The organism is Leifsonia sp. KNZ13-11D, from assembly GCF_056754895.1.
In genome coordinates, this window is sequence record NZ_JBPGWU010000001.1 from 2,220,422 (window position 1) to 2,244,091 (window position 23,670).

Consider the following 23,670-nt stretch of genomic DNA (forward strand, 5'->3'; position numbering starts at 1 on the left):
GCCCGCTAACCGGCCCGCACGACGACCACCGGAGTCCGGAGGTTGACGAGCACGTCGTGCGCGACCGAGCCGAGCACAGCCCGCTCGACCCCGCGCCAGTCGTTGGTGCCGAGCACCAGCATCCGTGACCCGTCCGATTCGGCGACCAGTCCGCGAGCGGGTGAGGTCTCGAGCACCTCGGTGAAGACGGTGACGCCGGGATGCCGGGCGAGAACGGTGTCGGCAGCATCCTCGACCACCCGGTCGCGCGGGTCGTCCTCCGTCTCGTCCGCGACCCGTTCGTCGAGAAGCGGGTGGGAGAGGAATCCGGCGCACGCGATGGTGAGCGGGTCCCCGATCGCCTCCGCCTCTGCGGCGGCGAACTCGACCGCTGGATCCTCCGCACGTTCGCCGTCGACGCCGACCACCACACCGCGTCCCCCTCGTCCCAGCCGTGCGGGACGGCCGCGACGCTGCACCCGGCCGCGGCGGCGACACGGGCGGCCGCGCTGCTGGCGAACGCGTGCCGCCGCTCCGCTTCCGGGGGCGTGCCGATCACCAGCATCGCGGCGCCGATCGACGCGGCGGCGAGTTCCGCGGCGAGGCGCCCGTACCGCGTCTCGGTGCCGATCCCGAGCTCTGCCGGGGCTGCGGCGAGCGCGTGCGCCTTCTCCGCCTCCAGCAGCGCGGAGGACACCTGGACGAGCGACGGATCGGGCTCTCCACCACGGTCGCCCCAGGACGGCTCGACGACGTGGATGAGCTGCAGGCGCGATCCCGTGCGCACGGCCCGCGCTGCGGCCCAGTCCAGCGCGGCCCGGTGGGCCTGCTCACCATCCACGGCGACCACGATCGTCTCGGCCATCCGTCCTCCCGTCGCTTCTGCGGTCATCCTCCTCGCCCGCGACGGTCGCCCGGAAGTACCGCCTGCATTTCCGACCCACGCGGGTACCGTGTCTTGGGTGTCCGGCACTCGCAGACGCTCCCTGCTCGACCGCACCTTCGTCGTCGCACTGGTGCTGAAGGGGCTCGACGGCGTGATCGAGCTGGTCGCCGGAGTCGCGCTCCTGCTCGTCTCGCCCGCCCAGATCGAAGCGGTCACCCGTGCCGTCGCCCGACCGGAGCTACACGAGCACCCGAACGATCCCGTCGCGAACGCCCTCGTGGACTACGCGTCCGGCCTCAGTGTGTCCACGACCCTGTTCGGCGCCGTCTATCTGCTGGTGCACGGGGTGGTGAAGGTCGTCCTCGTCGTAGCGGTGCTGCGTGACAAGCTGTGGGCCTATCCGTGGCTGATCGGCGTCCTGGTCGCCTTCATCGGCTGGCAGGGTTACGAGCTGGTGGTGCACTTCTCGTGGGGGCTCGTAGCGCTCACGGCGTTCGACATCCTGATCGTCGCCCTCACCGTTCATGAGTACCGGATGCGACGGCGGGACCGGGAGGCCGTGGCCGAACCGCAGACGCGGGGCGCGCTCAGCTGACGTCGGAGGTGCTGCCCCGCTTTCTCAGCCGTTCCCCTGCTGCAGGATCCGGATCGCGTTTCCGAACGGGTCGCGGACCCCCATGTCGGTGCCGTAGAAGTGCTCCGTCGGCTCCTGGGTGAAGTCTGTGACGCCGCGTTCGCGCAGGGTGTCGTAAAGTGCGTGGACGTCGTCCGCGATGAACACGAGGCCCCCGCCGAGGGCGCCCTTCGTGATCAGCTCGCGGATCTGGTCGCCCGTCGCCTGATCGTGGATCGGTGGCCCCGGCTCCTCCAGCGAGATCTCGGTCTGGCCGCCGGGGACGCGGACGGTGAGCCAGCGGTAGGTCCCCTGCTGGACGTCGTTGCCCTTCTCGAGGCCCAGCTTGCCGACGTAGAAGTCGAGCGCTTGCTCCTTGTCGAGGACGAAGATGGAGGCGACGTTGAGTGCGGTGATCATGGTCCTGTGCTGCTCCGTTCGGTGTCATGTCCGATCCTAGGGACGTGCGCAGCGGATCGGCTGAAATGGGCGGACGAGACGTGGGCGACGACGGCCGCGGAGCGGATGACGAGTGCCCACGCCATTCCGGTCTAGTGTGATCCTCGGTTCGGCAGACTCGGGGGAGGTCGAGGATGAAGCTGCTGCTCACGTCGGGTGGAGTCACCAACGACAGCATCCGCGAGGCGCTGATCGGGATGCTCGGCAAACCGATCGCCGACAGCGACGCCCTCTTCATCCCCACCGCGCAGTGGGGGCAGCCGGCGTGCAGCCCGCAGAGCGTCTGGCGATCGACCGCCGGAAGAGACGATGACCGCCTGGTGGGCCTGGGCTGGAGGTCGGTCGGGGTGCTCGAGCTGACCGCGCTGCCGAGTCTCGCCGAGGAGCGCTGGAAGCCGTGGGTGCGCGCGGCCGACGTGCTGCTGGTCGACGGCGGAGAAGCGAGATACCTTGCGACGTGGATGCAGCGGTCGGGTCTGGCCGCGATGCTGCCCGAACTCGCCGACACCGTCTGGGTGGGCGTGAGCGCCGGCAGCATGGTGATGACACCGCGCGTGGGTGCGGAGTTCCTCGACTGGCAGCCGGACGGCCCCGACGACACCCTCGGCCTCGTCGACTTCTCGATCTTTCCCCACCTCGACTACCCCGGCTGGTCGGGCAACACGCTCGACGCCGCACGGCGGTGGGCGGAGCGCATCCCCGGCCGTTCGTACGCGATCGACGACGAGACGGCGATCGCTGTCGTCGACGGCCGGGCCGACGTGATCAGCGAGGGGCATTGGGAGCAGTACCCTCGGGCGGGACGTTCTGGTTGATGTGGAAGACGTTGTCCGGGTCGTACTGCGCCTTGACCGCCGCCAGCCGTGGGTAGTTCGCGCGGTAGGACGCTCTGACCCGGTCCGCTCCTTCGTCCATCAGGAAGTTCACGTAGCCTCCGCCCGCCGAACTCGGGTGCAGGGCCTGCCAGTAGTCCCGCGTCCACTCCGAGATGCGATCGGCGTTCGCCGGGTCCGGGTCCACGCCGACGATGACACCCGCCCAGCCGCCGTCGCGGTAGGAGAAGGCGGTCGCGTCCGGCGCCACGCGGCTCACGGCGCCGTCGATCGGGTACAGGTGCATCGTCGACTGCGCGGTGGGCAGCTCCGCCCCGAACTCGACGTGGGCGTCGATCGCCGAATCGGCGAGCTCGGTGAAGAAATCGGCGCGCCAGTACCACTGCAGTCCGGTGGGGTAGATCGCGTCGAATGCGGCTTGCAACGCGGAGTACGGCATGGGTTGGATGCCCACGAGCAGAGGCGATCCGAACGTCGTCACCGGTTCCAGTACCTCGTCCGCCCGCTCCGGAGGCCCCGCGTAGCACCAGACGATCCCGCACGCCCTCCGTCCCCAGAGCTCCTCGGGGAACGGCGGCCCGGCAGGGATGAAGAGTATCCCGAGCCAGCCGTTCAGCTCCTCCGGAAGGCTCGGCAGCGTCTCCCGGTACCAGCGCATCACCGCAGCGGTGTCCGCGAAGTCGTACAGCACCGGGCCGCCGACGATGGTCCCATGGTCGCCGATATCGTGGCAGCGGAACGTGAAGGAGGTGACCACGCCGAAGTTCCCTCCGCCGCCGCGGAGCGCCCAGAACAGGTCGGGGTGGTGGGTCTCGTCCGCCGTCACCGGGGAGCCGTCGGCGAGCACCACGTCCGCGGACACGAGGTTGTCGACCGTGAGGCCGAAGCGGCGGGCGAGGTAGCCGATCCCGCCGCCGAGGGTCAGTCCCCCGACCCCCGTCGACGAGACGATGCCGGCGGGGGTGGCCATGCCGGCGGCCACCGTCGCCTGATCGACCTCCGACCAGGTGCATCCGCCGCCGGCACGCACGGTGTGCGCCTCGGTGTCGACGGTGATCTCGCGGAGCGGTGACAGATCGATGACGAGCGCGTCATCCCAGACGCCGAGACCGCCGGCGTTGTGCCCGCCGCCGCGCACCGCGATCTCCAGACCCTGCTCGCGGCCGAAGCGGATGCACGAGGCCACGTCGGCGGCGTCGCGGCAGGAAGCGATCGCTGCGGGACGCTTGTCGATCATGGCGTTGTACACGGCCCGAGCCGTGTCGTAGGCCGCATCGTGCGGGGTCGTCACCGTACCGCTCACCTGAGCGGCGAGCTCTTCGAAGGCCGCGTCCACGGCCCCGGTTGTGTTCTTCAGCATTGTCGTTCTCCCTCGACTCGGACGTTTCCTGTCAGGGCCTGAGGCCCACTATCGCAGCGCCCTCCGCGGCGCTAGGTGCCGACTTCCTGCAGCACGCGCGGCCGGCTCCGCGCCACGGGGACCGGCGCAGCGGTCGAGGCCCGGAATCCCATCCGGAAGCGGGCCCGCAGCTCCTCACCGGCCGATGAGAAGGTGTGGACCATCGGCCTCCCGCGCACGTGGCTGCTGCCCACGATCTCGACGAGGCGTCCGGTGGATGCGTTCCGGTAGACGTAGTCGAGCTCCGGGCCGTCGAGCGTCGCGGTGAACTGCGCCTCAGCTCCGAGGCGGACTTCCGTCGTCTTCCCGGTCGTCGGGAGGATGTCGGCCGACCAGACCAGGAGGCAGTCGAGCCACGCTCGCACGTGGGCATCGACGACCGCGGCCGCATCGGGGCGCAGGACGCCGCCCTCCCACGCGATCCCCGGAAAGGTGTCGAGGTCTCGGCGAACGAAGTCGCGGGTCGCTTCGACCAGCTCGGGGAAGCGGTCCTCGGTGCCTTCCGCCGCGGCCACCTCGAACGACACCGTCCGGGCCGCTCCACCGTCGGGCCGGCCGAGCTCCACCGCCGCCAGCACCCGGTCGCAGAAGGCGGCCGGGAGACATGCTCCCCGTCGACAGGCTCGCGTACTGGTCGTCGCGAGTCCACCCACCGCATCGACTGCGGTCACATCCAGGAAGATGGACGCGCGTCGCCCGGCGCGCCCCGTCGGGCAGGGGTCGAGCGTCAGCTCCTCGAGGAGGAGTTCGACGCGGCCCACCCTCCCCGCCGGTGGCCGGCCCGGCTCCCTGACGACGGAGTCCGCCCCCGCTGTCGTCGTCACCGGCGCGCCGGTCGCGGCCCCATCCGTCTCGACCGCATCCGGCAGAGGCAGCGGCGACCGCGGGATCGCCCCGCGGAAATACGCCTCGACAGCGGGCCGGAGATCATGGGCGACGGTTTCGAAGAACGTCGCGAACTCGCGGTCGCGCGATCCTCCGGGGCCGAAGTGACGCTCGCCGTCCAGAACGAACCGCTCGAACGAGCGCAGTCCGGAGCGGTATCCCTCGTTCGACGCCGGCGGTCGGCTCGTCGTCACGGTCATGATGCCCTCCTCGGTGATCGGCCGATCGCACGTCCGGCTCCTCATGCCGACAACGCTAAGGACGCCGAGCACCGCGCACCTGACCAGAAGTGATCATCTTCACCCGACGTCCCGCCGACATTTCCGGCCAGCTACCGGCAGCATCGCCCGCGCTAGCCTGTGACAATGCGGGACCGGTCCGCCACGACCCTTCCGCCACGATGGGGAATGCCCGGTCAACCACCGTTCGTCGCCCGGCGCGGAGAGGTCGCGGAGCTTGAGACCGCGTGGTCAGCTGTGCAGCAGGGCGCAGGCCGCGCGGTGTTCGTCGAGGGCGCTCCCGGGATCGGCAAGTCCCGTCTGGTCAGCACGGTGTGCACGACCCTGCATGAGGGCGGCGGCGTCGTGCTCGCCGGGGCGTGCGTGCAGGACCTGGGCACGCCCTTCGAGCCGTTCGACGTCCCGATCCGCGACCTCCTCACCATGGTCCGCGTCGCCGATGACGACCGGGAGCTCGCGCGTTCGGTCGAGCTCCTCGAGCGGGCGTTCGGACGCCCGCCCGCGATCGACGGCATGGAGGCCGGGCAGGCGCGGCTCTTCCAGGCGGTCGTCGACGTGCTCCTGGCCGTCACCGCGGCGCATCCGATCATCCTGGTGGCCGAGGACCTCCACTGGGCGGCGCCGACCGCCCTGCGCCTGCTCTCGCGGATCGTCGAGAACACAGTGGATGCGCGCCTCCTCGTCATCGGAACGTTGCGTTCCACCCGCCCCGACCAGTCGGACCAACTGGACGACACGCTCGCCGGCCTCAGCAGACTCGAGGGCGTCCGCCGATGCGAACTGGCTGCTTTCACGGTCGACGAGATCTCGCAGTTCGTCCGGCTCACCGGCGACGTGCCTCCCGACGCCGCCGACGGATCCGCCGTGGTCCTCCATGCCCTCACCGGGGGCAACCCGTTCCTGGTACGTGCGACCTGGCCGCACGTCGTCGCCGCCTGGAGGTCCGGCGGCCGAAACGACACGGTGGTCGTCGAACTGCCGAACGCGACGCCCGACCTCCTGCGGTCGCGGATCGCAGCCCTGACCGGACCGCAACGCGATGTCCTCGCGCTGGCCGCCGTGCTCGGACAGGACTTCGACCTCGCCGAGCTGATCGCCGTGAGCCTCTCGCCGCTCGATGTCACGTTGTCGGCCATCGACGCCGCCACCGCCTCCGGGCTCCTGGAGGCGCCGCCAGCGTCGGGCGAGCCGCTGCGTTTCCCGCACGCGATCGCGCGGCAGGCGTTCATCGAGCACTGTTCGCGCGCTGACCTGATGGCGATGAACGCTCTGGTCGCCTGCACTCTCGAGGCCCGCTTTCCGGCGGCGCCCCGTCTCGTGCAGAGGCTCGCCCACCACTACTCCGAGGCGCGAGCACTGGGATACGGCGACAGGGCCGCCGCGTATCTGACGCTGGCGGCGGAGGCGGCCGACGCGCGGCTCGCGCACGAGGACGCCGCGCGGGCGTTCACTCGCGCGGCCGAGCTGAGCCCGGACGCGCCCACCCGCGACCGGCTCCGGCTCCGAGCCGTCCACAGCTGGATTCTCGCCTCCGACTTCGCGCGGGCCCGGTCGGCCTCGCTCCAGGTCGTCGAAGACGGCGATCCCCATCGCGGCTGCGAGCCGCGATCGAGTTCGAGGAGGCCTCCTGGCGGCCGGGACTGCCCGGCGACGAGGCCCGCGAGCTACTGGCCGCGGCGCTGTCGGCGATGCCGGTGCCCGAGGACGACCCGCTCCACATCCGGGGGCTGGCGGCCCTGGGGCGCGCCACGGCGTTCACCGGGGATTTCGACGAAGCGGCCGCGCTCGGCGACCGCGCGATAGCGGCAGCGCGCCGGCTGGGCGACAGAGAAGTGCTGGCCGAAGCACTGCGGGTGACCGTCACGCAGACGTTCCTCCCGCGCGACATCGTCGCCAGGCTCGTCCGGAGCAAGGAGCTGTCGCGCCTGGCCGGCGGCGCGGACGATGAGGCGTTCGGCGCCGCCGCCTACGTCCGCAGTGCGACCTCGTACGTCGCCGGCGACCGGGACGAACTCCAGCAGAGCGAGCTCGATCTGGCTGAGACGGCCCGGCACTGGGGGTCGTACTGGGCCTACTTCGCCTGCTGCACCCGCTTCGGCCGCTCGCTCGCCCGCGGCGCGCTGGACGACACCCGTGCGGCGATCCAGGCCATCCACCGTGCGGAGCACGAGTTCCGGTCCGACGTCACCTCGGGCGTCGGCGCACTGCAGGGCTTCATGCTCCGGCGCGAAAGCGGCGCGCTCGAGGCGATCCGCCCCTTCGTGACCGGCGACGAGTCGCCGGAGGCTCGGTGGGCCCCCGGCCTTCTCGCCCTCTACACGGAGCTGGGCCTGGCCGAGCCGACCCGCCGGGTCCTGAAGTGGATGCTCGCGCACGACCACAGGGCGGCGCACGGCTCCTCCGATTGGCCCGCCTCGCTGGCGTTCATGACCGAGGCCGCGGTGTGGCTCGAGGATCCCGAGCTCGCCGCCGCCGTCCATCCGTGGCTGCTCGAATACCAGGGCCTCAATCTGATGGCCGGCTACTTCGTGGCCGTGTTCGGGAGCACGGACTGCTATCTGGGCCAGATCGAGTCCCTGTGCCGGTTCGGCGCGCCCGGGGACCGCTTCGCTTCGGCACTGGAGATGAACGAGCGGATGGACGCCCCGCTCCACGTCGCCTACACACTCGCCGCGGAGGCCGCCTGGCTGCAGGACGGCGACCCGTACTCGGCGGAGGCGGCTGCACTGGTGGCGCGTGCCCGGTCGATCGCCGACCCGTCCGGGCTGAGGCGCGTGCTGCGGTGGCTGCCCGCGGAAGGCACCGAGCGAATCCCCCGTGCTCACGGCCTGACGGCGCGCGAGATCGAGGTGCTGCGGCTGGTGGCGGACGGGCGCAGCAACCGCGAGATCGCGGCGCAGCTCTTCATCACGGAGAACACCGCGGCGAACCACGTCAGGAGCATCCTCTTCAAGACAGGATCGAGCAACCGGACGGCCGCCGCCATGCTCGCCCGCGAGGAAGGGCTGCTCCGCCCAGTGCGGTGATCACGCGAGCGGAGTCAACTCCCCGTTCGGCAGGATCATGCCCTCCACTTCGACCACCGAGTCCACCGGCAGCCCGGCCCGTGCGGCCGCCGATCGGATCGCCTCGATCGACGGGGCCTCGTACAGGCAGTAGCTTTTGCGATGGTCGATCGAGAGGAACGAGTACAGCCAGCGGACGTCCTCCTCGTCGTTGATCACGTTGATCCCGGGAGCGGCCTCCAGAGGAACGCCGACCCGCTCCACATAGTTTCGTTCGATCACGAAGAACGGCATGGTCGACGCCCCCTTTTGCACTTGGCGCCAAAGATAGACCCGCTGGTCTCCGTCTGCCACCGTCATTGCGTGTCCGCGGCCTACTGCTGCACTCGGCTCATCGGACGGATGACGGGGTCGTGATCGGTGCCGAATCGGCGGCTCGGGCCTGCGGGCGCCCGGGCCATGCTGGCTGAGCCGGTATCGGGGTGACGTGCCCACGAAACGTCGATGACGCCGCGGTACTCGCTGCGGTTGTCGCTGCTGGTTGAATGAACGTCATGCTGGTCATCGTCCCGGATCCCTCGAACGCCGAATGGAGGGTGACCGCCACAGGGACGAACGACGGAGTTCTCTCGGATGCCTCGGTGGAGACGCGCTCAGCGAGCGGACTCGCCTTCACCATTCGCACACTCGTACGACTCGGCGAGCGAATCAGTGCCGCCGGATGGCCGCATGGCATCATGACTGACCCCGTCTCGTTGGCTGCGCTGGCGGCGACATCCCTGACACTCCAGGCAATCCAGCCAGGGCTGCCGCGGGAATTCACGCAGAAGCTGGCGAACACCGCCGACGCCGACTCGCAGGCGTTGGCACGCGACCGAGCCGGATGGGCCTTCTCACCGATGGAGCTGGCCGATGTTCCGTACACGCTGTGGCATCGGTCGCTCTACAGCGGCTTCATCGCGCACGCCGACCTCGGCAGCTGCGTCCTCGTCGCCTGGGGAGCCGGCGACCTGCCCCCGGAGCTGCTCCGGGTGCAACTCGCGGAATTGCCGTTGTAGAAGCCAGAGTGAGCAGCAGCGGCGTCCGGCGCCGCAGACGGCGCGCCGTCGCCCGCTGGGCCACTACGATCGTCCTCGGGGAGGAACGATGACGCTGAGACCACACAGGGGGACGGTGCGGATCGCGCTCGGCGCGATGGCCGTGTGTTGCGCATTCGTCGTGACGGGGTGCACCGCGGCTTCGGAGACCAGACCCCACTCCGATCCGCCGAGCGCCACACCGACGGCCTCGCCCGTCTTCTCGGACCCGCGCGACCGCATCGGCGAGAGCTGCGCGGTGCTCGCGTCCGTGGAGACAGAGCTCGAGAACGCACAGTTGCAGCACGCGAAGGGCGCACTCTCGGACCCGCAGTTCGTTGCGATCGTGAACACGGCCCCGACGACGCTGCAGATGCTGAAGATGCTCGTGAGCCACGGGCTGGAGAGCGACGTCGGAGCGCTCCTGGAGGACACCACGATCACGCCTCCGTCCGTCTCGGGCGAGACGTTCGACCCGTGGGGCGAGCCGTTCCGGGGAGACATGCTCCACGCGGTCTCGTCCTGCAACGAGAACAGCACACCGATGGGCGTTCTCATACCCGGGAGCGGATGATCGCGCGGCCTGCCGCCCTTCCGCGCCCGAGCGGCGCAGCAGTACCGTAGCCGTGATGAGCATCGACGACTTCAGCATCCACCTGTCCGATGACCTGCTCGATGATCTGCGTGCCCGGCTCGCGGCCACCCGATACGTTCCGCCGCTCGGTGCGGCCGCCTGGGAGGCGGGCGCCGGCGGCGCGGCGCTGAGGGGGCTGGTGGATGCGTGGCTCGCGTTCGACTGGCGCGCACAGGAAGAACGTCTGAACTCGTACGACCAGCACCTCGCCGACGTCGGCGGCCACCGCATCCACTTCGTGCGCATCCCGGCGGCCGGGTCGGCGGAGACGCGCGTGCCGCTGCTGCTGCTTCACGGCTGGCCCAGCGCCTACACGGAGTACCTGCCGCTGGCCGAGCGGCTCGCCCATCCGGCCGCCTTCGGCTCCGACGCGCGGATCGCCTTCGACGTCGTGGTGCCGTCGCTGCCCGGTTTCGTGTTCTCGGAGCTCCCCGAGCCTCCGCTGACGCGGCAGGCGATCGCGCGCGACCTGCACGAGCTCATGACCTCCGTGCTCGGCTACGACCGCTATGCGGCGTTCGGCGGCGACATCGGCGGCGGGGCGGCGACCTGGCTCGGGGTCGACCACGCCGACCAGGTGATCGGCGTGCAGCTGATCCACGGGCCCTTCCCCACGGACGACGAACCGCAGAGCGACGAGGAGCGCGCCTACCTGGACGCCGTCGCCGCCTACGACTCCGCCGACGGCGGCTACAGCGAGATCATGGCCACCCGGCCCGACACCATCGCCGCGGCACTGGCCGACTCCCCCGCCGGCCTGATCGCCTGGATCGCCGACAAGTGGCAGGCCTGGGTCGACGGCGACCTGGATGCGGTCATCCCCCGGGATGCGCTGCTGACGATCGCGACGCTCTACTGGGCGACGGGGACCATCGGCTCCTCCTTCCGCCAGTACTACGACTACGACTCCAACCCGCCCCGGCCGCCGATCACCGCACCGCTGGGCGTGCTGCTCAGCCGCGAGCCGGTGATGGACGGCTACCCCCGCTCCTTCGCCGAGCGCGCCGCGACGGATGTGCGCTCGTTCGAGCGCGCCCCGCGCGGCGGCCACTTCCTCGGCCTCGAGCAGCCGGACCTGGCGGCCGACCGCATCCGCGGGTTCTTCGCGGGGCTGGCCTGACGGTCGCGGGCTTTGCGGCATCGGGAGACCCGCCTCGCTAGAGTCGGCGTCATGGGGGAACGTCAGGGAGAACCGCGCTGGTTCCGTGTGGCCTTCGGGAAGCCCCGGATCTGGAACGGCGTGGTCTGGCTCGTCCTCGCCGCCTGCTGGTTCGCCGTCGCGATCGCGGACGGCGGCCAACCCTGGCGATATCTTCTCGCCGCGCTCTGGGCGGTGCTGGGTGGAGTGGTGCTGGCTGTCGCCGTCCGCGACCGTCGCCACGTCGGCGGGGCGTACGCTCCGCCCGTCGTCGAGCGGCAGGACTGAGTGCCGGCCATGCGTCGGCCATCGAGCACGCAGCGAATCGCCGTCGCTGCGATGGCTCTGTATGCGCTGACGCTGACCGGGTGCACCCAGGCGAGGATGTGCGGAGAGGAGATCACGCCGGCGCCACGCATCACGGTCGATGTGCACTCGTGGGTCGCGGCGCATCCGGAGACCAACGTGCGCGTGTGCGCCGAGGGTAGCTGCCTCACCGGGTTCAACGTCGTCGCATTCACCATGGACGAGCCGTCGACCCTGCCACACGACGGCGACAGCATGGCGCTCACCGCCGAGGCAGTGCAAGGTACGGACGCGGTCCAGTCGTTCCGTACGACCGCGCGACTCGTTCACAACCAGTGCGGGCAGGAAGGCTTGTGGCTGCGGATGGACGCCAGCGGTCGGTTCTCGACCACATCGCCGCAGTAGCGGCGGGCCGTCTCAACGGAGTCGCGGCCGTCTCCACAGGTCGGCGGGTGTGGCTCCCGCGCGGAATCCGAACGTCTCCGCGAGGATGACGGCCTCTGGGAAATTTGAGGCGAGCGCGTCCGGTGTGTGGGCGTCGCTTGCGAAACTGATCGCCCGACCCCCTTCCTCGGCCCACCACTGCGGCACCCACGACCAGAGCCGTCGCGTGTTCAGCTCGAGCGCCCGGCCGCTGTCGGCGACCGCGCGCATCGCGTGGCGGATGAGGCCCTCGAACCGTCGCGGGTCGAATGGACCGGCTTCTTCCGCCGGCCAGTGACGGAGGGCGTAGTCGATGTGGGTGAACACGTCGAACGCGTCCGAGCCCGTTACCATGACCGGGATCTCAGCGAGGTATGCGGTCATCACGTCTGCTGCAGGGTGTTCCTGCAGCAGCCTGCTCGGTTCCGCGCGACCGCCGCCCATGTCCAGGGTGTGCAGCGATCCGTTGATCCGATCGAACCGGTCCAGGTCCACCAGGGCGCGGGCCTCCGCCTCGAACAGGTGCGGCTGCCCGAACTCGACGCCCGTGAAGATGCCGAGCTCGGGGAACTCGCGGCGCATACGGTCGATGTCGTCGAAGTAGCCGTCGACGTCGAAGGGCTCGAACTCCACGAGGCCGTCCGGCTGCACATAGTGCCGCTGGTGCGGCATCAGGTCGCCCGGCTCCGCGCGCCAGGTGCCCGGAATGTCCAAGTGCTCGGTGAAGAAGAGCGCGGGTAAACCGATTCGGATCGCTTGTTCGCAGGTCTCCCGCATGCGACCGACGGCGGCGGAGTGCGGTCCGCCGGTGTCCCAGGACCATTCGCTGTGGACGTGGCTGTCAGCGGGCAACACCATAGCGGGATCGTAGTCCGTCGGTTCCGAGCCCCGAGCTCAAACGAGATTCATGGCCATTCTCTACGCGTCATCCCTGAGAGGGACGAGGCGACCCTCGTCGCCCAGTAGCTTGGCCCCATGTCCACGACTCTCGTGCCGCTGCGGCATCGTCGCCCGGTCCTGACCGCCGCGCTGCTGCTCCTGCTGCACGGCGTCATCGTCTTCGTCACGGTCATGCTCGGTCTTTCGATCGCCCTCACGATCGGAGGTCCCACCATCGGGAGAGACGAGCTGGGACGCATGGGACCGGCTCTGCAATTGGCTGTCGCGGGCGCGCTGGTGCCGTTCGCCTTCGCTCTACTGCTGACCGGATTGATCGGACCCTTGTCCCCGCGCCGCGTCTGGGTCGTGCCGATCGTCGGCATCTGCAGCAGCGTCGTGTTGTGGGTCACCGCGATGCTCTTCCTGCACGCGCCCGATCCGGTCCTCGGCGGCTGAGGCGAGCGCGCTGACGGCGAACCCGCCTCTGTCCGTCCTTCAGCTCGCGATGCGGGTGCCGGTCAGCCCCTCCGACACCTCCCAGAGTGCCGCAGCCGTCTCGAGATCGGTCGCAACCGGCTTGAACCGGTCCCCAAGAGCATCCGGGCGCGTCTTCGAACCGGTCGGGCCCCAGAACAACAGGGGTGACGCGTCCCGGTGCAGGGCTGCCGTCAGGACGCCGACGTCGGCCGGCCCGGGTTCGCGACCGATGGCTCCGGCGATGATCCGGGTCATCACCCGGGTCGCCACCGAGGGATACGTCGTGTGCAGGGGTGTGCGCGCCATACCCGGATGTGCGGCGAAGCTTCGTACGGAGCTCCCCGACTCCGCGAGACGACGACCGAGCTCCAGCGCGAACATGACATTGGCGAGCTTGGAGCGGTTGTGGGCGCGACCCGGCGAGTAGCCGGACGTGCTGGCGAGGTCCTCGAGATCGAGCTTCCCTGCGGTGTACAGGGCCGACGACACGGTGACGACTCGCGGGTCGGTCCCCTGCTCGAGGGAGGGCAACAGACGGGCGGCGAGAGCGAAGTGCCCTAGGTGGTTGGTGGCGAATTGGCTTTCGATGCCGTTGCGATCGTGCCGGAGTGGGACGCTGCTGATGCCGGCGTTCAGGACGAGCAGGTCCATCGGTGCGCCTGCGGCCATGCCCGCGAACCGCTCGATGGAATCGGGGTCGATGAGATCCAGCTCTGCGACGCTGATCCTGCCTGCGGGAAGGTCGTGCTCGGCCAGCAGGTGCGCGCGGGCGGCCTCGGCTTTCGTGACGTCCCGAGCGCCGATGATCACGTCGGCGCCGTGGAGCGCGAAGGTGCGGGTCGTGACGAGGCCGAGTCCGCTCGCGCCGCCGGTCACGACGGCGCGTCGTCCTGTGAGATCGGGCAAGGTGAGCAGCGGGCTCGTCAGTCGTGTGGGTGCGGGGTGGTCCATGCCGGAAGCGTAAACTTTGACATCGGTGTCAAGGTCAAGAGGAGTCTCATGCGGATCGGCGAGCTGAGTGCGCGGACGGGTGCGAGCCCGAGATCGCTGCGGTACTACGAACAGCAGGGACTGCTGACGTCGGAGCGGCAGCCGAACGGCTACCGGGAGTACGCACCGAACGCGGTCGCAATGGTCGAGACCATCAGGTCCCTGCTGGACATCGGACTTCCGACGGCGCTGGTCAAGGACGTACTCCCGTGCACCGTCGGGGAGCGGTCCGAGTCGGCATGTCCGGGGCTCCTCGAGCAGATCGCGGCGTTGCGGGACGACGTCCGGTTGCGCGCCGAACGGCTGACGACCATCGAGGCGTCGCTGACGACCTATCTGCGCACCAACGCGTAACCCGGGGCGCCGGTTGGTCGGACACTCCCTCGCTCCGGCCGGCGGGCGCAATTCATAGAACCGGACGGTACGGCCGGTTGCTCACGCGCCGAGCAGCACCAGCAGGTGATAGACCACGTAGGCCGGCCAGACGACCGCCTCGAGCAGACCGAGTACGACGCCCCAGAACGAGCCGTCCGAGACGGAGATGAAGTAGACCGCCGCGCCGATGTAGGCCAGCAAGAAGAAGAAGCCCCACGGCCCGTCCCGTACGATCGTCCGCGCGTTCGTTCCCTCAGCCATGTCGTGCTCCCGCTTCCCCGGATATGACGACAGCCTGACGCCCGTCACGCTCGGTTGGGAAGGGGCTTTCGGCCCTCCGCAGACGGTGCGCCTGGATGAGCACAGCCTCCGCCCGACCTCCGAAGCTCCTCAAAGCCGCTTGATCCCTCGGCTCCCGCGTCTACCGTTTCTGGCCGAAGCCGCGCCCGCGACGGATACCCCCGTCCGTCCCCCCGGAGGGCGCAGACGGAAGAGGTACCGATGTCGTTACTGAAGAAGCTGCTCATCGCCGCCACTACGGCGGCTCTCGGGTCGATCGCGCTCGCCGTGCCGGCGCAGGCGGACACCGTGTCCGTCTCTCCGCCGGGCGCGAACGACTGGTCCTGCGTGCCGTCCGCCGCGCACCCGTATCCGGTGATCCTCGTGCCGGGGACGTTCGAGAGCATGGCGAAGAACTGGGCGACGATGTCCCCGACCCTCAAGCAGGCCGGCTACTGCGTCTTCGCCCTCGACTACGGGCAGTACAACGGTGTCGATGCGTCCGGCCCGATCGCCGACTCCGCGAAGCAGCTCGCCCCGTTCGTGGACGCGGTGCTCGCGTCCACCAAGGCGTCCCAGGTCGACCTCGTCGGGCACAGCCAGGGCGGCATGATGCCGCGCTACTACCTGGGCTTCCTCGGGGGCGCGAAGAAGGTGCACCAGCTGATCGGCATCGCCCCGTCGAACCACGGCACCCGGGGTCTCATCGTTCCCGGACCGGACGGGCTGCCTGCTCTGACCACCGCCTCCCCCACCGCGTGCCCGGCGTGCGCGGACCAGACCGCGGGATCCGCCTTCCTGCAGAAGCTGAACTCCATCGGCGACACGGTGAAGGGTCCGTTCTACACGGTCATCTCGACCACACACGACGAGGTCGTGACGCCGTACCAGACCCAGGCCTTGAGCGGTTCGGCCTCACAGGTCACGAATCTGGTCATCCAGGACAAGTGCCCCGCCGACCCGATCGAGCACGACCAGACACCGAACGATCCCGTCGTGCAGCAGCTGGTGCTGGAGGCGCTGAGCGTCCCGAACGGGCCGGCCGACCCGGCCTACCAGCCGAACTGCGTGTGAGTTGCGCCCCCGGACGCCCTGCGGGTCGAGCGAGTGATTCGTGTCAGCCGCCCCCGCCCAGGTGGACGGTGTACGCGGGCACGAACTGCACGGTCACCTGGGCCGGATCGACGCCCTGGGCCTTCAGCGCCGCCTCCAGCGAACCGGTCTCGGGCACGGGAGGCTCGCCGGTGAGCGTCAGAGTGGCCTGACTGCTGGTCGCCTGGAGTTCGCTGATCTCCCAGCCGTTCTGCTGCGCCCAGGGCTGGGCGGCCTGTCGGATGGAGTTCTCCAGCAGCTCCTGGTCGGCGAAGCGCGTCGACGTGAGCGTCAGAGGCACGCCGATGATCAGCAGGGTCACGACGATCGAGATGATCGCCCGGTGGCGCCTCCCCCAGCCCCGCCGCGCATGGGTCTCGGCGGCGGCACCGGCGACCGCCCCGATCCGGTAGCCCGTGAGGATGATCACCCCCGTCGCGAGAATCGCTGCCACGTTCGCGACGAACAGGAGCAGCGCGCCGCCGGCCTGACTCCACGCCTGCGATTCGAGCGTCAGACCCACCACCGAGAGCGGTGGCACCAGCGAGATCGCGATCGCGACTCCCGGGAGCGTGTCCGAGATGTCCTTGCGCACCAGGGCGACCGTGCCGACGGCACCGGTTGCCAGCGCGGCCAGAAGATCGATGAGGCTCGGCGAGACCCGTGCGGCCACCTGGCTGTTGGTGGCGGCCACCACGATCCGCCGTCGAGATGGCCAAGGCCGGCATTCTGGTCAGCGACAACGGCGCGGACAACGCGCAACTGTCGGAGCTCGAGCGAATCGCCTCTAACGCTGGTGCGCAAAGCTCGGCGCCCGAAAAGCGCGAGGCCGGGCCGGCAAAGCCTTCTTTCCGCGCATGTATCCACAGGTTGGAATGAGGTTCGCTCAGGGCGGAACCGCCCGCCAAGCGGCACAAACGTAGTCCACACGGGTACGTACGTATCCATATGGATGGTTTCCCTACCGTTTAGGCCCGTCCATGACGCCAGACTACCGACGCGTCGTTCCCACTAGGTCAGAGAAGGTCTGTACCGTCGTAGGTGAGGAAGTTCCTCAAAACGAAGGAAACCCCGACCAAATTGGTCGGGGCCACCTCTTCGATTTGGATTCGAAAACGCCGGGTGCAACCGGCGAACGATACACCAGGAAGGGCACCGATGGTGACATCTGATAGACCGTTCTCGAGCAACGATAGCGGACGTAGCTTCATGCAGGCAGTAAAGGAGTGGGCCCGCGCCCTGTTTTCTCCGGGCGCACTGAGTCGAACGCGGAGCGTGTTGAGCATCTCGCTCGACATCGGCCGCGTGATCGACAAGGGTCTCGCCCTGTGGGTCGCTCTCGGCTTCCCGAGATGGGGCCACGCCTAAACAGTTGGTCGCTGGGCCGGCCCAAGATGGTCGGTCCAGCGTCCCATTCGACGGGATGAAGCATGACTCAGACACGACGCGAGGCAGCGCAGGAGTTGGCAGACGCCCTCTTGGATGACATCGACCTCTCACGGATTGGCGCGCCCGAACTCGTAAGGCGGACCGCTCGTCTAGCTCGCTTGCTCGATGACACCGAGGCACAGGAGTGGCTATCTCACGAGATGCGTGGCTACACCCCTTCGCCCGGCAGCCTCACAGCGGCGGAGGTGAAGGCTGCCATCCGCTCGGGCCGACAAACGACCAGTGAACTTGGGCGGCCGGAGTACTTCACAATCACAGTTGACCGATTGCAAGCAGGCGTAGAAGCCGCCAAAAAGCAAATGGAGGTGGCGGGCGATGTCTCAGTCAGCATCTCTACGGCAAATCCCGTTCAGCCCATTCATCTACCAAAGGGAAACGCCTACGAGCGCGCTGAGCTGAACAAGCTCATTATCGAGCAAAGTGCGCTGCTCGGAAAAATCGTGGCGGCATTGCACGAGTACATCAGCGAGCGGTCGATTGAACTGCGCTTTGGCGCTGCGGTGGAGAGCGCCTTCACTGTCGTCCGAAATCGGGTTGACGCGCGAATTGCGAGCCTTGTTCCAACCGGCGCAACGAAGTTCGCAGCGGCATTCGAGAGCGCCGTGTCGGGTAATCCAGAGCATTGGGCGAACGCGGCGTCGGAGTGCCGGCGCCTCCTGAAGGCGATTGCGGACGCTCTACGTGCGCCGGGCGAGCCCGTTAATGGCCGCGATATGACCGACGACAAGTACATCAATCGACTCATCGATTGGATCGAGAGCCAACAGGCGATTGGAACGACTATCGGAACAGTCGTTACGTCCGACCTCGAGGACTTCGGAAAGCGAATCGATGCATTCGACAGTGCCGGCCACAAAGGGGCTCACGGTGAGGTGACGCAATACGAGGCCTCCCGGTTCATCACGGGCGCGTACCTCCTAATCGGAGACATCCTCGACCTCTGGCAGGATGTCAAGACTGCGGAAGCCTCCGCCGTCGTCAGCGTGGAGGCTACCGCGGAAGCCGCGGCGGATGCGGACTCCGACCGCGGTTAGTACCCGAAGCCCCGCACGACCGGGATGGGCTCGGCGAGCGCGTCGAGGTCGGTGACCCGAACGCGAACGAGTTGCGGCCCGATGCGGACGGCGCGCAGACGGCCGGCCTTGATCCAGCGCCGAACGGTCTTGGTCGAGATGCCGAGTCGCTCGGCGGCCTCGGCGACGGTGATGAGCTCGGTGCTTGTCACGGGATGACCCCTCGTGTGTCGAGTAGGTCACTCCCGAATGACGACACCCTCACGGGCTCGGTCCATGACTGCGCCCTCGTGGGCGGCTACCGGGGCGGCCCGGCTCCATGCATCTCGGCTGGCGGTTCTGGCCACGAGTGTCACTCAGCCCACGCTCAGCCCAGAGCTATCGGCGGATACGAGAAAAGCCCCGGTCAGGGGGCCTTTTCTGTTGGTGGGCGATACTGGGATCGAACCAGTGACCTCTTCCGTGTCAGGGAAGCGCGCTACCGCTGCGCCAATCGCCCGAGCCTGAACGCGAAGCTCAGGATCGAGGTGGATACGGGATTCGAACCCGTGTATACGGCTTTGCAGGCCGCTGCCTCGCCTCTCGGCCAATCCACCGAACGCCACAACACGGAAGAACCGTACCGTACCCGAGAGGCCCGATCCGTAGACCGGGCCGACTCGAGCGGATGACGAGACTCGAACTCGCGACCCTCACCTTGGCAAGGTGATGCGCTACCAACTGCGCTACATCCGCATGTCGTTCCGCAGTTCCCTGCGGCACTTGAAAGACTCTAGCCGATCCGCGCGTCCAAGACAAAACCGATGACGACGTCCGGGTGTGTCGATCCGCGCCTCCGTGTCGATGTGCATCGGGACCCCCGAGTCGGCTAGTATCGAATCTCGCAGCCCCCGGGCGATTGGCGCAGTTGGTAGCGCGCTTCCTTCACACGGAAGAGGTCATCAGTTCGAGTCTGGTATCGCCCACAAGAGAGAAACCCCCGGTCACTCCGGGGGTTTTTTTCGTTTCATCCGTTCTCGCCGCCGGTGCGTCGCCCCAATGCTCCACCAGCGCCGCGTAACGTTTCGCTCTAACCGATGCGCTCGATTATGCTGGGCCCACGCCGGTGCGAAACGATCGCCGGCCGTGGAGCGGGGGCTCGAGATCAGGAAAGACGGGGCTGTGACGACCTACAAGGACATCCAGCGGGCCACGGGGCTCTCGCTCGCGACGATCTCCAAGTACTTCAACGGGCGCAACGTGCTGGAGGCGAACCGCGAGGCCATCGAGTCGGCAGCGCGCGAGCTCGACTTCCGGCCCAACCAGTTCGCCCGGACTCTCCGCTCGCGCCGGTCGCGCACGGTCGGGGTGCTCCTGCCCGCCCTCGACAACGACTTCCACCTCACGATCATCGCCGGCGTCGAGGAGGCGCTCCGCCCACGGGGCATCAGCGTGATCGTGGCGGCCAGCCCCGACCCGCGCGACGAGACCGTCGACCTTCTGATGGACCGGATGGTGGACGGGATCGTGGCCGTCACGTCCCCCCACGACGTGCCGGCGCTCCGCGACGCCGCGTCCCGGATGCCGGTGGTGATGGTCGACTGGTACATCGACGACCTGCGCGCCGACGGTGTCTTCATCGACAACGCCGCGGCCGGCGCGCTCGGCGCCCGGCACCTCCTCGACCACGGCCACCGTCGTATCGGCTACGTGGGAGGCGAACCGGTGATCTCCTCGATGCGACTGCGCACCGAGGGCTTCGAGCGCGAACTCGCCTCGGACGGCGTGGAGGTCGACCCGACGCTGGAGCGTCTCGTGCCGCTGACGATCGAGGCGGGCTACCGGGCGGCGCAGGAGCTGCTCGCCCTGCGGCCACGGCCCACCGCGCTCTTCACGGCGAACTACGAGCTCACGCTCGGCGCTGTGACGGCCGTGAACGACTCCGGCCTGCGCATCGGCCGCGACATCTCCGTCGTGGGGTTCGACATCGGGGAGCTCGCACAGGCCCTCGTGCCGAAGCTGACAGTCATCGTGCAGCCGACGCGGAAGATCGCCACGCACGCGGCCCGGCTGATCGCCAAGCAGATCGAGTCCCCCGGCGAGCGGCCCGAGCCCCGGATCGAGTACCTGGACGCGCACCTCATCCCGGGCGCGTCCGTCCGGCGACTGGACGAGTGACAGGGCTCGTCAGCGCAACCCGATGGTGAGTAGCAGGTTGCCGTACAGGCGCTCGTCCCCGGTGGCGATGACCACGCCCACGTCGGGCGAGCGGACGCGGTCGTAGAAGGCGAACCGGTCGACCTTCTCCAGCGGAACGTCCTCACCCAGCCTGCGCACGTAGTCCTCCTGTGCCGGCGCCTCGATGCCGGGTGGCGTCTGCATGACGGTCGCCGACTCGACGTTGACCGTGGTGAGCACGGCGTCGAGCACCGACGTGACGTCGAGCAGACCCGGGCGCAGGTTGAGGTGGATGAGGCGCACCCCCGGTCCCGTCGCGGTGAGATAGGGGTAGTTCCCGTCGGCGATCAGCACCCCCGAACCGTGTCCGGAGGAGGCGAGCGCCTCGAGCAGCGGCGGATGGACCAGCGGGCCGGTGATCATGCGCCCACCTCCAGGGCGGCGCGGTCGGCGGTGTAGCCGTCCCAGCCCGGGATCGTACCGTCCACGTCCCACAGGTCCAGCCAGCTCCCGGCGCCGGGCCAGAGGAACACCTGGCCCTTGATGAGGCGGTTGTTCCGCTCCGCCGAGCGCAGCGCCTCCAGCTCCGCGGGAGTGAGCGGATCCTCGACCACGGCGCGCAGGTTGGCGACGTACTGCGGCTCCTTGACGGAGAACGGGATCGGCACCTGGCCCCGCTGCACCGCCCACTTCAGGCAGATGAGGGCGGGATGCACGCCGTGCGCCCGAGCGATCGACACGACGACCGGGTGCTCCATGTCCGACGCGTCCGTGGCGACCCGGTCGCGCTCCGGCCGCGACGGCGACCCGAGGGGCGAATAGCCGACCGGCTGGATGCCGTGGTCCAGGCAGAACCGGAACAGCTCCGGCTGCTGGAAGCAGGGGTGCAGCTCCATCTCGTTGAGCGCCGGCGCGATCCGCGCGTCGGCGAGGATCGCCGTGAGCTTCGGGATGGTGACGTTCGACGTTCCGAGGTGCCTCACGACCCCCTCGTCGACGAGCCCCTCCAGCGCATGCCACAGCGCCATGTACTCCTCGTGGATGTACGGGCGGGCATCCGGGTCGCGGTCCGCCACATCCGCGAAGGGCGCGTGGTGGTTCGGGAACGGCCAGTGCACGAACACCGCGTCGAGCACGTCCAGGCGCAGGTCGCTCAACGAGCGGCGCACCGAGGCCACCGCGGCTTCGGGCTCGTGGGCGTCGTTCCACACCTTCGACATCACGAACAGTTCGTCACGCGGCACGCCGCCGGCGATCGCGTCCTGCAGGACCGCGCCGACCTGCTCCTCGTTGCCGTACACGGACGCGCAGTCGATCAGGCGGTACCCGGCCCGGATCGCACCGGCGACAGCAGCGGCGACCTCGTCCGGTCCGTAGTGGTCGGACCCGAACGTCCCGACGCCGATCCCGGGCATCACGGCCCCGCTCGCGAGGCGGCGGGTCGGCACGCTGTCGATCTTGATCATGTCTGTCTCCGTTTTCGATATGAGCGGGCGGATGCGCCGGGCGCGCCCGCGCTAGATGCCCAGGCCGTGGAAGAAGTCGATGCGCGTCTCGGCGGCAGCCGGCTCCAGCTCGATGCGCACCACCGCGCCGCCGGGTCCCGTGGTCTCCGCGTCCGGGAGCACAACTTCCAGGTGCTCGGCGGAGCGCGTCCACTCCGGTCGCTCCGACGAGCCCAGGACGCGCACATCGGCGATCGGGCGGTCGATGAACCGGCTTCCCGACCCGAAGCTCCGGATGCGCATGCGGGCGTCCTCCGGCCGCACCATCCCGATCGCGTAGACGTAGTCGTGGCCGACCTCCGTCATCCTGGTGAAACGGAGGTCCTCCGCCGTGTACACCGGTGCGGCGGCGTCGGTGAACGACCCGCCGGCGGGGGCCGTCGGCCCCTCGCCGAAGACGGCCCACGGACTGGAGCCGTAGATCGCTTCGCCGTGAACGGCCAGCCAGTCGCCGACGGCCTCCAGCAGTGCGACCTCCTCCTCGGGAATGGTCCCGTCGGGGCGCGGCCCGACGTTCAGCAGCAGGTTGCCGTTCTTGGCGACGACGTCGACGAGCTCCTGGATGAGCTCGGACGCGTCCTTGTACTCGTGCCCTTCGACCCAGCTCCACGAGGTCCGCGACACGGAGGTGTCGTTCTGCCAGACATCCTCGCGGATGCCGCCCATCGTGCCGCGCTCGATGTCCAGCACCGCGGAACCGGGTGCGAACGAATCCCACTTGTAGTTGATGACCACCTCGCGGCCCCATTCGGCGGCGCGGTTGTAGTAGTACGCGGCGAGGCGGCGGATGTAGGGCTCGAACGAGGGCTCCTCGATGCCCGTGTCGAAGTACAGGATCTGCGGTCGGTACGAGTCGATGATCTCCACCGTGCGCAGCAGCCAGTCCTCGAGGAACCGCTCGGTCGGATTCATCTCCTTGCGCAAGGCCGGGCCGTACAGGTCGGCGTACGCGGGGTCGCGGACGTCGGAGTCGAACTCCGCTCCCCCGTTCATGAAGAACCAGTGCTCCGCCCGGTGAGTGGAGACGCCCGTGACGAGCCACGACTGGTCGACCGCCGAGAGGAGCTCTCCGGTCACGTCGCGCTGCGGGCCGATCTCGGTGACCTTCCAGCGCGACCGCGCGGTGTCGTACATCGCGTAGCCGTCATGATGCTCGGCCACGGGGACCACGAACTGCGCGCCCGCCCGTTTGAACAGCGCGACCCACTGCTGCGGGTCGTAGCGCTCCATCCGGAAGTGCGGCAGGAAGTCCTTGTAGCCGAAGCGGTCGTGCGGTCCGTACGTCGCCAGGTGGTGCTCGAATGCGGCCGTCCCCCGCCGGTACATGGTGCGCGGATACCACTCGTTGCCGAACGCCGGCACCGAGAAGGCCCCCCAGTGCAGGAAGATGCCGAACTTGGCGTCCCGGTACCACTGGGGCGCACGATAGCGGGACAGCGACTCCCAAGTGGCGTCGAACGGCCCGGCTTCGATGACGGCGTCGACCATCGCCAGTGCCGGACGGTTGTCCGACACATCGACGGGCGCCGGCAGGGTCGAGGGGTCGAGGGGTTCCAGGTTCACGTGTCTCCGTCCGTCG

Annotated in this window: 28 protein-coding genes, 4 tRNA genes and 1 pseudogene; 16 read left to right on the forward strand and 17 right to left on the reverse strand. The window is 69.0% G+C overall.

Annotation, left to right across the window (positions count from 1 at the left end; all coding sequences use genetic code 11):
- Positions 1 to 5: 5 nt before the first annotated feature.
- A complete protein-coding gene (locus ACR9Y5_RS11065; protein WP_481298001.1) occupies positions 6 to 410 on the reverse strand; it encodes a universal stress protein in 405 nt (134 codons plus the stop codon).
- Positions 411 to 496: 86 nt separating this feature from the next.
- Positions 497 to 871, reverse strand: a pseudogene (locus tag ACR9Y5_RS11070) (universal stress protein); the annotation flags it as partial.
- Between the two features lie 70 nt (positions 872 to 941).
- Here ACR9Y5_RS11070 and ACR9Y5_RS11075 point away from each other — a divergent pair.
- Positions 942 to 1,460 (forward strand): DUF2127 domain-containing protein, encoded by a 519-nt coding sequence (locus ACR9Y5_RS11075; RefSeq protein WP_481298002.1) that lies wholly within the window; start codon positions 942 to 944, stop codon positions 1,458 to 1,460.
- Positions 1,461 to 1,484: 24 nt separating this feature from the next.
- On the opposite strand, the gene ACR9Y5_RS11080 is transcribed toward ACR9Y5_RS11075, so the two are convergent.
- Positions 1,485 to 1,898 carry a VOC family protein gene (locus tag ACR9Y5_RS11080; protein WP_481298003.1) on the reverse strand — a complete coding sequence of 138 codons (414 nt, stop codon included), beginning with the start codon at positions 1,896 to 1,898 and terminating at the stop codon, positions 1,485 to 1,487.
- A gap of 173 nt (positions 1,899 to 2,071) precedes the next feature.
- Between ACR9Y5_RS11080 and ACR9Y5_RS11085 the strand changes: the two genes are divergently transcribed.
- Positions 2,072 to 2,752 (forward strand): Type 1 glutamine amidotransferase-like domain-containing protein, encoded by a 681-nt coding sequence (locus tag ACR9Y5_RS11085; protein ID WP_481298004.1) that lies wholly within the window; start codon positions 2,072 to 2,074, stop codon positions 2,750 to 2,752.
- Here the strand turns inward: ACR9Y5_RS11085 and ACR9Y5_RS11090 are convergent.
- Together ACR9Y5_RS11090 and ACR9Y5_RS11095 are read right to left on the reverse strand one after the other, a co-directional pair.
- Positions 2,703 to 4,130: an FAD-binding oxidoreductase gene (locus ACR9Y5_RS11090; protein ID WP_481298005.1), complete on the reverse strand. Its 1,428-nt coding sequence runs from the start codon at positions 4,128 to 4,130 to the stop codon at positions 2,703 to 2,705. The genes ACR9Y5_RS11085 and ACR9Y5_RS11090 overlap by 50 nt on opposite strands.
- A 71-nt stretch (positions 4,131 to 4,201) precedes the next feature.
- Positions 4,202 to 5,254, reverse strand: a complete 1,053-nt coding sequence (locus tag ACR9Y5_RS11095) for a hypothetical protein (RefSeq protein ID WP_481298006.1) — start codon at positions 5,252 to 5,254, stop codon at positions 4,202 to 4,204.
- A 207-nt stretch (positions 5,255 to 5,461) separates the two neighbouring features.
- Between ACR9Y5_RS11095 and ACR9Y5_RS11100 the strand changes: the two genes are divergently transcribed.
- Together ACR9Y5_RS11100 and ACR9Y5_RS11105 are read left to right on the forward strand one after the other, a co-directional pair.
- Complete coding sequence (locus tag ACR9Y5_RS11100) at positions 5,462 to 7,096, forward strand: ATP-binding protein (protein WP_481298007.1); 1,635 nt, start codon at positions 5,462 to 5,464, stop codon at positions 7,094 to 7,096.
- A complete protein-coding gene (locus ACR9Y5_RS11105; RefSeq protein ID WP_481298008.1) occupies positions 6,988 to 8,319 on the forward strand; it encodes a helix-turn-helix domain-containing protein in 1,332 nt (443 codons plus the stop codon). The genes ACR9Y5_RS11100 and ACR9Y5_RS11105 overlap by 109 nt, the downstream gene beginning before the upstream one ends.
- On the opposite strand, the gene ACR9Y5_RS11110 is transcribed toward ACR9Y5_RS11105, so the two are convergent.
- Positions 8,320 to 8,592, reverse strand: a complete 273-nt coding sequence (locus ACR9Y5_RS11110) for a DUF4242 domain-containing protein (RefSeq protein ID WP_481298009.1) — start codon at positions 8,590 to 8,592, stop codon at positions 8,320 to 8,322. It abuts the gene before it with no gap.
- 260 nt (positions 8,593 to 8,852) lie between these two features.
- Between ACR9Y5_RS11110 and ACR9Y5_RS11115 the strand changes: the two genes are divergently transcribed.
- The 5 genes from ACR9Y5_RS11115 (at position 8,853) to ACR9Y5_RS11135 (ending at position 11,857) form a co-directional block, all read left to right on the forward strand.
- Entirely contained in the window at positions 8,853 to 9,356 is a 504-nt protein-coding gene (locus ACR9Y5_RS11115) for a hypothetical protein (RefSeq protein ID WP_481298010.1), read from the forward strand.
- Between the two features lie 88 nt (positions 9,357 to 9,444).
- On the forward strand, positions 9,445 to 9,948 hold the full coding sequence (locus tag ACR9Y5_RS11120; protein WP_481298011.1) for a hypothetical protein: 504 nt from the start codon (positions 9,445 to 9,447) through the stop codon (positions 9,946 to 9,948).
- A gap of 55 nt (positions 9,949 to 10,003) precedes the next feature.
- Positions 10,004 to 11,128 carry an alpha/beta fold hydrolase gene (locus ACR9Y5_RS11125; RefSeq protein ID WP_481298012.1) on the forward strand — a complete coding sequence of 375 codons (1,125 nt, stop codon included), beginning with the start codon at positions 10,004 to 10,006 and terminating at the stop codon, positions 11,126 to 11,128.
- Between the two features lie 51 nt (positions 11,129 to 11,179).
- Positions 11,180 to 11,434 (forward strand): hypothetical protein, encoded by a 255-nt coding sequence (locus tag ACR9Y5_RS11130; RefSeq protein WP_481298013.1) that lies wholly within the window; start codon positions 11,180 to 11,182, stop codon positions 11,432 to 11,434.
- Between the two features lie 51 nt (positions 11,435 to 11,485).
- Positions 11,486 to 11,857, forward strand: coding sequence for a hypothetical protein (locus tag ACR9Y5_RS11135; RefSeq protein ID WP_481298014.1), 372 nt, complete (start codon positions 11,486 to 11,488; stop codon positions 11,855 to 11,857).
- A 12-nt stretch (positions 11,858 to 11,869) separates the two neighbouring features.
- Here the strand turns inward: ACR9Y5_RS11135 and ACR9Y5_RS11140 are convergent, their stop codons facing one another.
- Complete coding sequence (locus ACR9Y5_RS11140; RefSeq protein ID WP_481298015.1) at positions 11,870 to 12,733, reverse strand: PHP domain-containing protein; 864 nt, start codon at positions 12,731 to 12,733, stop codon at positions 11,870 to 11,872.
- Between the two features lie 117 nt (positions 12,734 to 12,850).
- On the opposite strand from ACR9Y5_RS11140, the gene ACR9Y5_RS11145 reads away from it, so the two are divergent.
- Positions 12,851 to 13,210 (forward strand): hypothetical protein, encoded by a 360-nt coding sequence (locus tag ACR9Y5_RS11145; protein WP_481298016.1) that lies wholly within the window; start codon positions 12,851 to 12,853, stop codon positions 13,208 to 13,210.
- A 39-nt stretch (positions 13,211 to 13,249) separates the two neighbouring features.
- Here ACR9Y5_RS11145 and ACR9Y5_RS11150 read toward each other — a convergent pair whose 3' ends face one another.
- On the reverse strand, positions 13,250 to 14,182 hold the full coding sequence (locus tag ACR9Y5_RS11150; protein ID WP_481298017.1) for an SDR family NAD(P)-dependent oxidoreductase: 933 nt from the start codon (positions 14,180 to 14,182) through the stop codon (positions 13,250 to 13,252).
- 48 nt (positions 14,183 to 14,230) lie between these two features.
- Here ACR9Y5_RS11150 and ACR9Y5_RS11155 point away from each other — a divergent pair, with 48 nt between their 5' ends.
- Positions 14,231 to 14,575, forward strand: coding sequence for a MerR family transcriptional regulator (locus ACR9Y5_RS11155; protein WP_481298018.1), 345 nt, complete (start codon positions 14,231 to 14,233; stop codon positions 14,573 to 14,575).
- A gap of 81 nt (positions 14,576 to 14,656) precedes the next feature.
- On the opposite strand, the gene ACR9Y5_RS11160 is transcribed toward ACR9Y5_RS11155, so the two are convergent.
- On the reverse strand, positions 14,657 to 14,857 hold the full coding sequence (locus ACR9Y5_RS11160) for a hypothetical protein (protein ID WP_481298019.1): 201 nt from the start codon (positions 14,855 to 14,857) through the stop codon (positions 14,657 to 14,659).
- Positions 14,858 to 15,097: 240 nt separating this feature from the next.
- On the opposite strand from ACR9Y5_RS11160, the gene ACR9Y5_RS11165 reads away from it, so the two are divergent.
- Positions 15,098 to 15,949, forward strand: a complete 852-nt coding sequence (locus tag ACR9Y5_RS11165) for a lipase family alpha/beta hydrolase (protein WP_481298020.1) — start codon at positions 15,098 to 15,100, stop codon at positions 15,947 to 15,949.
- A gap of 43 nt (positions 15,950 to 15,992) precedes the next feature.
- Here ACR9Y5_RS11165 and ACR9Y5_RS11170 read toward each other — a convergent pair whose 3' ends face one another.
- Positions 15,993 to 16,661 (reverse strand): DUF389 domain-containing protein, encoded by a 669-nt coding sequence (locus ACR9Y5_RS11170; protein ID WP_481298021.1) that lies wholly within the window; start codon positions 16,659 to 16,661, stop codon positions 15,993 to 15,995.
- A gap of 17 nt (positions 16,662 to 16,678) precedes the next feature.
- Between ACR9Y5_RS11170 and ACR9Y5_RS11175 the strand changes: the two genes are divergently transcribed.
- Both ACR9Y5_RS11175 and ACR9Y5_RS11180 read left to right on the forward strand, forming a co-directional pair.
- Positions 16,679 to 16,846 (forward strand): hypothetical protein, encoded by a 168-nt coding sequence (locus ACR9Y5_RS11175; RefSeq protein WP_481298022.1) that lies wholly within the window; start codon positions 16,679 to 16,681, stop codon positions 16,844 to 16,846.
- 551 nt (positions 16,847 to 17,397) lie between these two features.
- Positions 17,398 to 18,450 (forward strand): AbiTii domain-containing protein, encoded by a 1,053-nt coding sequence (locus ACR9Y5_RS11180; RefSeq protein WP_481298023.1) that lies wholly within the window; start codon positions 17,398 to 17,400, stop codon positions 18,448 to 18,450.
- Here the strand turns inward: ACR9Y5_RS11180 and ACR9Y5_RS11185 are convergent.
- The 4 genes from ACR9Y5_RS11185 to ACR9Y5_RS11200 all read right to left on the reverse strand — a co-directional run bounded on the left by ACR9Y5_RS11185 (position 18,447) and on the right by ACR9Y5_RS11200 (position 19,164).
- Positions 18,447 to 18,641 (reverse strand): helix-turn-helix domain-containing protein, encoded by a 195-nt coding sequence (locus ACR9Y5_RS11185; protein WP_481298024.1) that lies wholly within the window; start codon positions 18,639 to 18,641, stop codon positions 18,447 to 18,449. The genes ACR9Y5_RS11180 and ACR9Y5_RS11185 overlap by 4 nt on opposite strands.
- 212 nt (positions 18,642 to 18,853) lie before the next feature.
- Positions 18,854 to 18,928, reverse strand: a tRNA-Val gene (locus tag ACR9Y5_RS11190).
- 26 nt (positions 18,929 to 18,954) lie between these two features.
- Positions 18,955 to 19,025, reverse strand: a tRNA-Cys gene (locus ACR9Y5_RS11195).
- Positions 19,026 to 19,091: 66 nt separating this feature from the next.
- Positions 19,092 to 19,164 (reverse strand) — tRNA-Gly (locus tag ACR9Y5_RS11200).
- Positions 19,165 to 19,321: 157 nt separating this feature from the next.
- On the opposite strand from ACR9Y5_RS11200, the gene ACR9Y5_RS11205 reads away from it, so the two are divergent.
- A tRNA-Val gene (locus ACR9Y5_RS11205) sits at positions 19,322 to 19,394 on the forward strand.
- Between the two features lie 196 nt (positions 19,395 to 19,590).
- Positions 19,591 to 20,586: a LacI family DNA-binding transcriptional regulator gene (locus tag ACR9Y5_RS11210; protein ID WP_481298025.1), complete on the forward strand. Its 996-nt coding sequence runs from the start codon at positions 19,591 to 19,593 to the stop codon at positions 20,584 to 20,586.
- A gap of 9 nt (positions 20,587 to 20,595) precedes the next feature.
- Here the strand turns inward: ACR9Y5_RS11210 and ACR9Y5_RS11215 are convergent, their stop codons facing one another.
- Genes ACR9Y5_RS11215 through ACR9Y5_RS11225 form a run of 3 tightly spaced genes read right to left on the reverse strand, consistent with a single transcriptional unit; the run spans position 20,596 to position 23,654 of the window.
- Entirely contained in the window at positions 20,596 to 21,009 is a 414-nt protein-coding gene (locus ACR9Y5_RS11215) for an RbsD/FucU family protein (protein ID WP_481298026.1), read from the reverse strand.
- Positions 21,006 to 22,052, reverse strand: coding sequence for an aldo/keto reductase (locus ACR9Y5_RS11220; protein WP_481298027.1), 1,047 nt, complete (start codon positions 22,050 to 22,052; stop codon positions 21,006 to 21,008). Before ACR9Y5_RS11220 ends, ACR9Y5_RS11215 begins: the two co-directional genes overlap by 4 nt.
- A 51-nt stretch (positions 22,053 to 22,103) precedes the next feature.
- The gene (locus ACR9Y5_RS11225; RefSeq protein ID WP_481298028.1) at positions 22,104 to 23,654 is read right to left on the reverse strand and encodes an alpha-L-fucosidase; all 1,551 of its coding nucleotides are present in this window, start codon (positions 23,652 to 23,654) and stop codon (positions 22,104 to 22,106) included.
- Between the last annotated feature and the right edge of the window lie 16 nt (positions 23,655 to 23,670).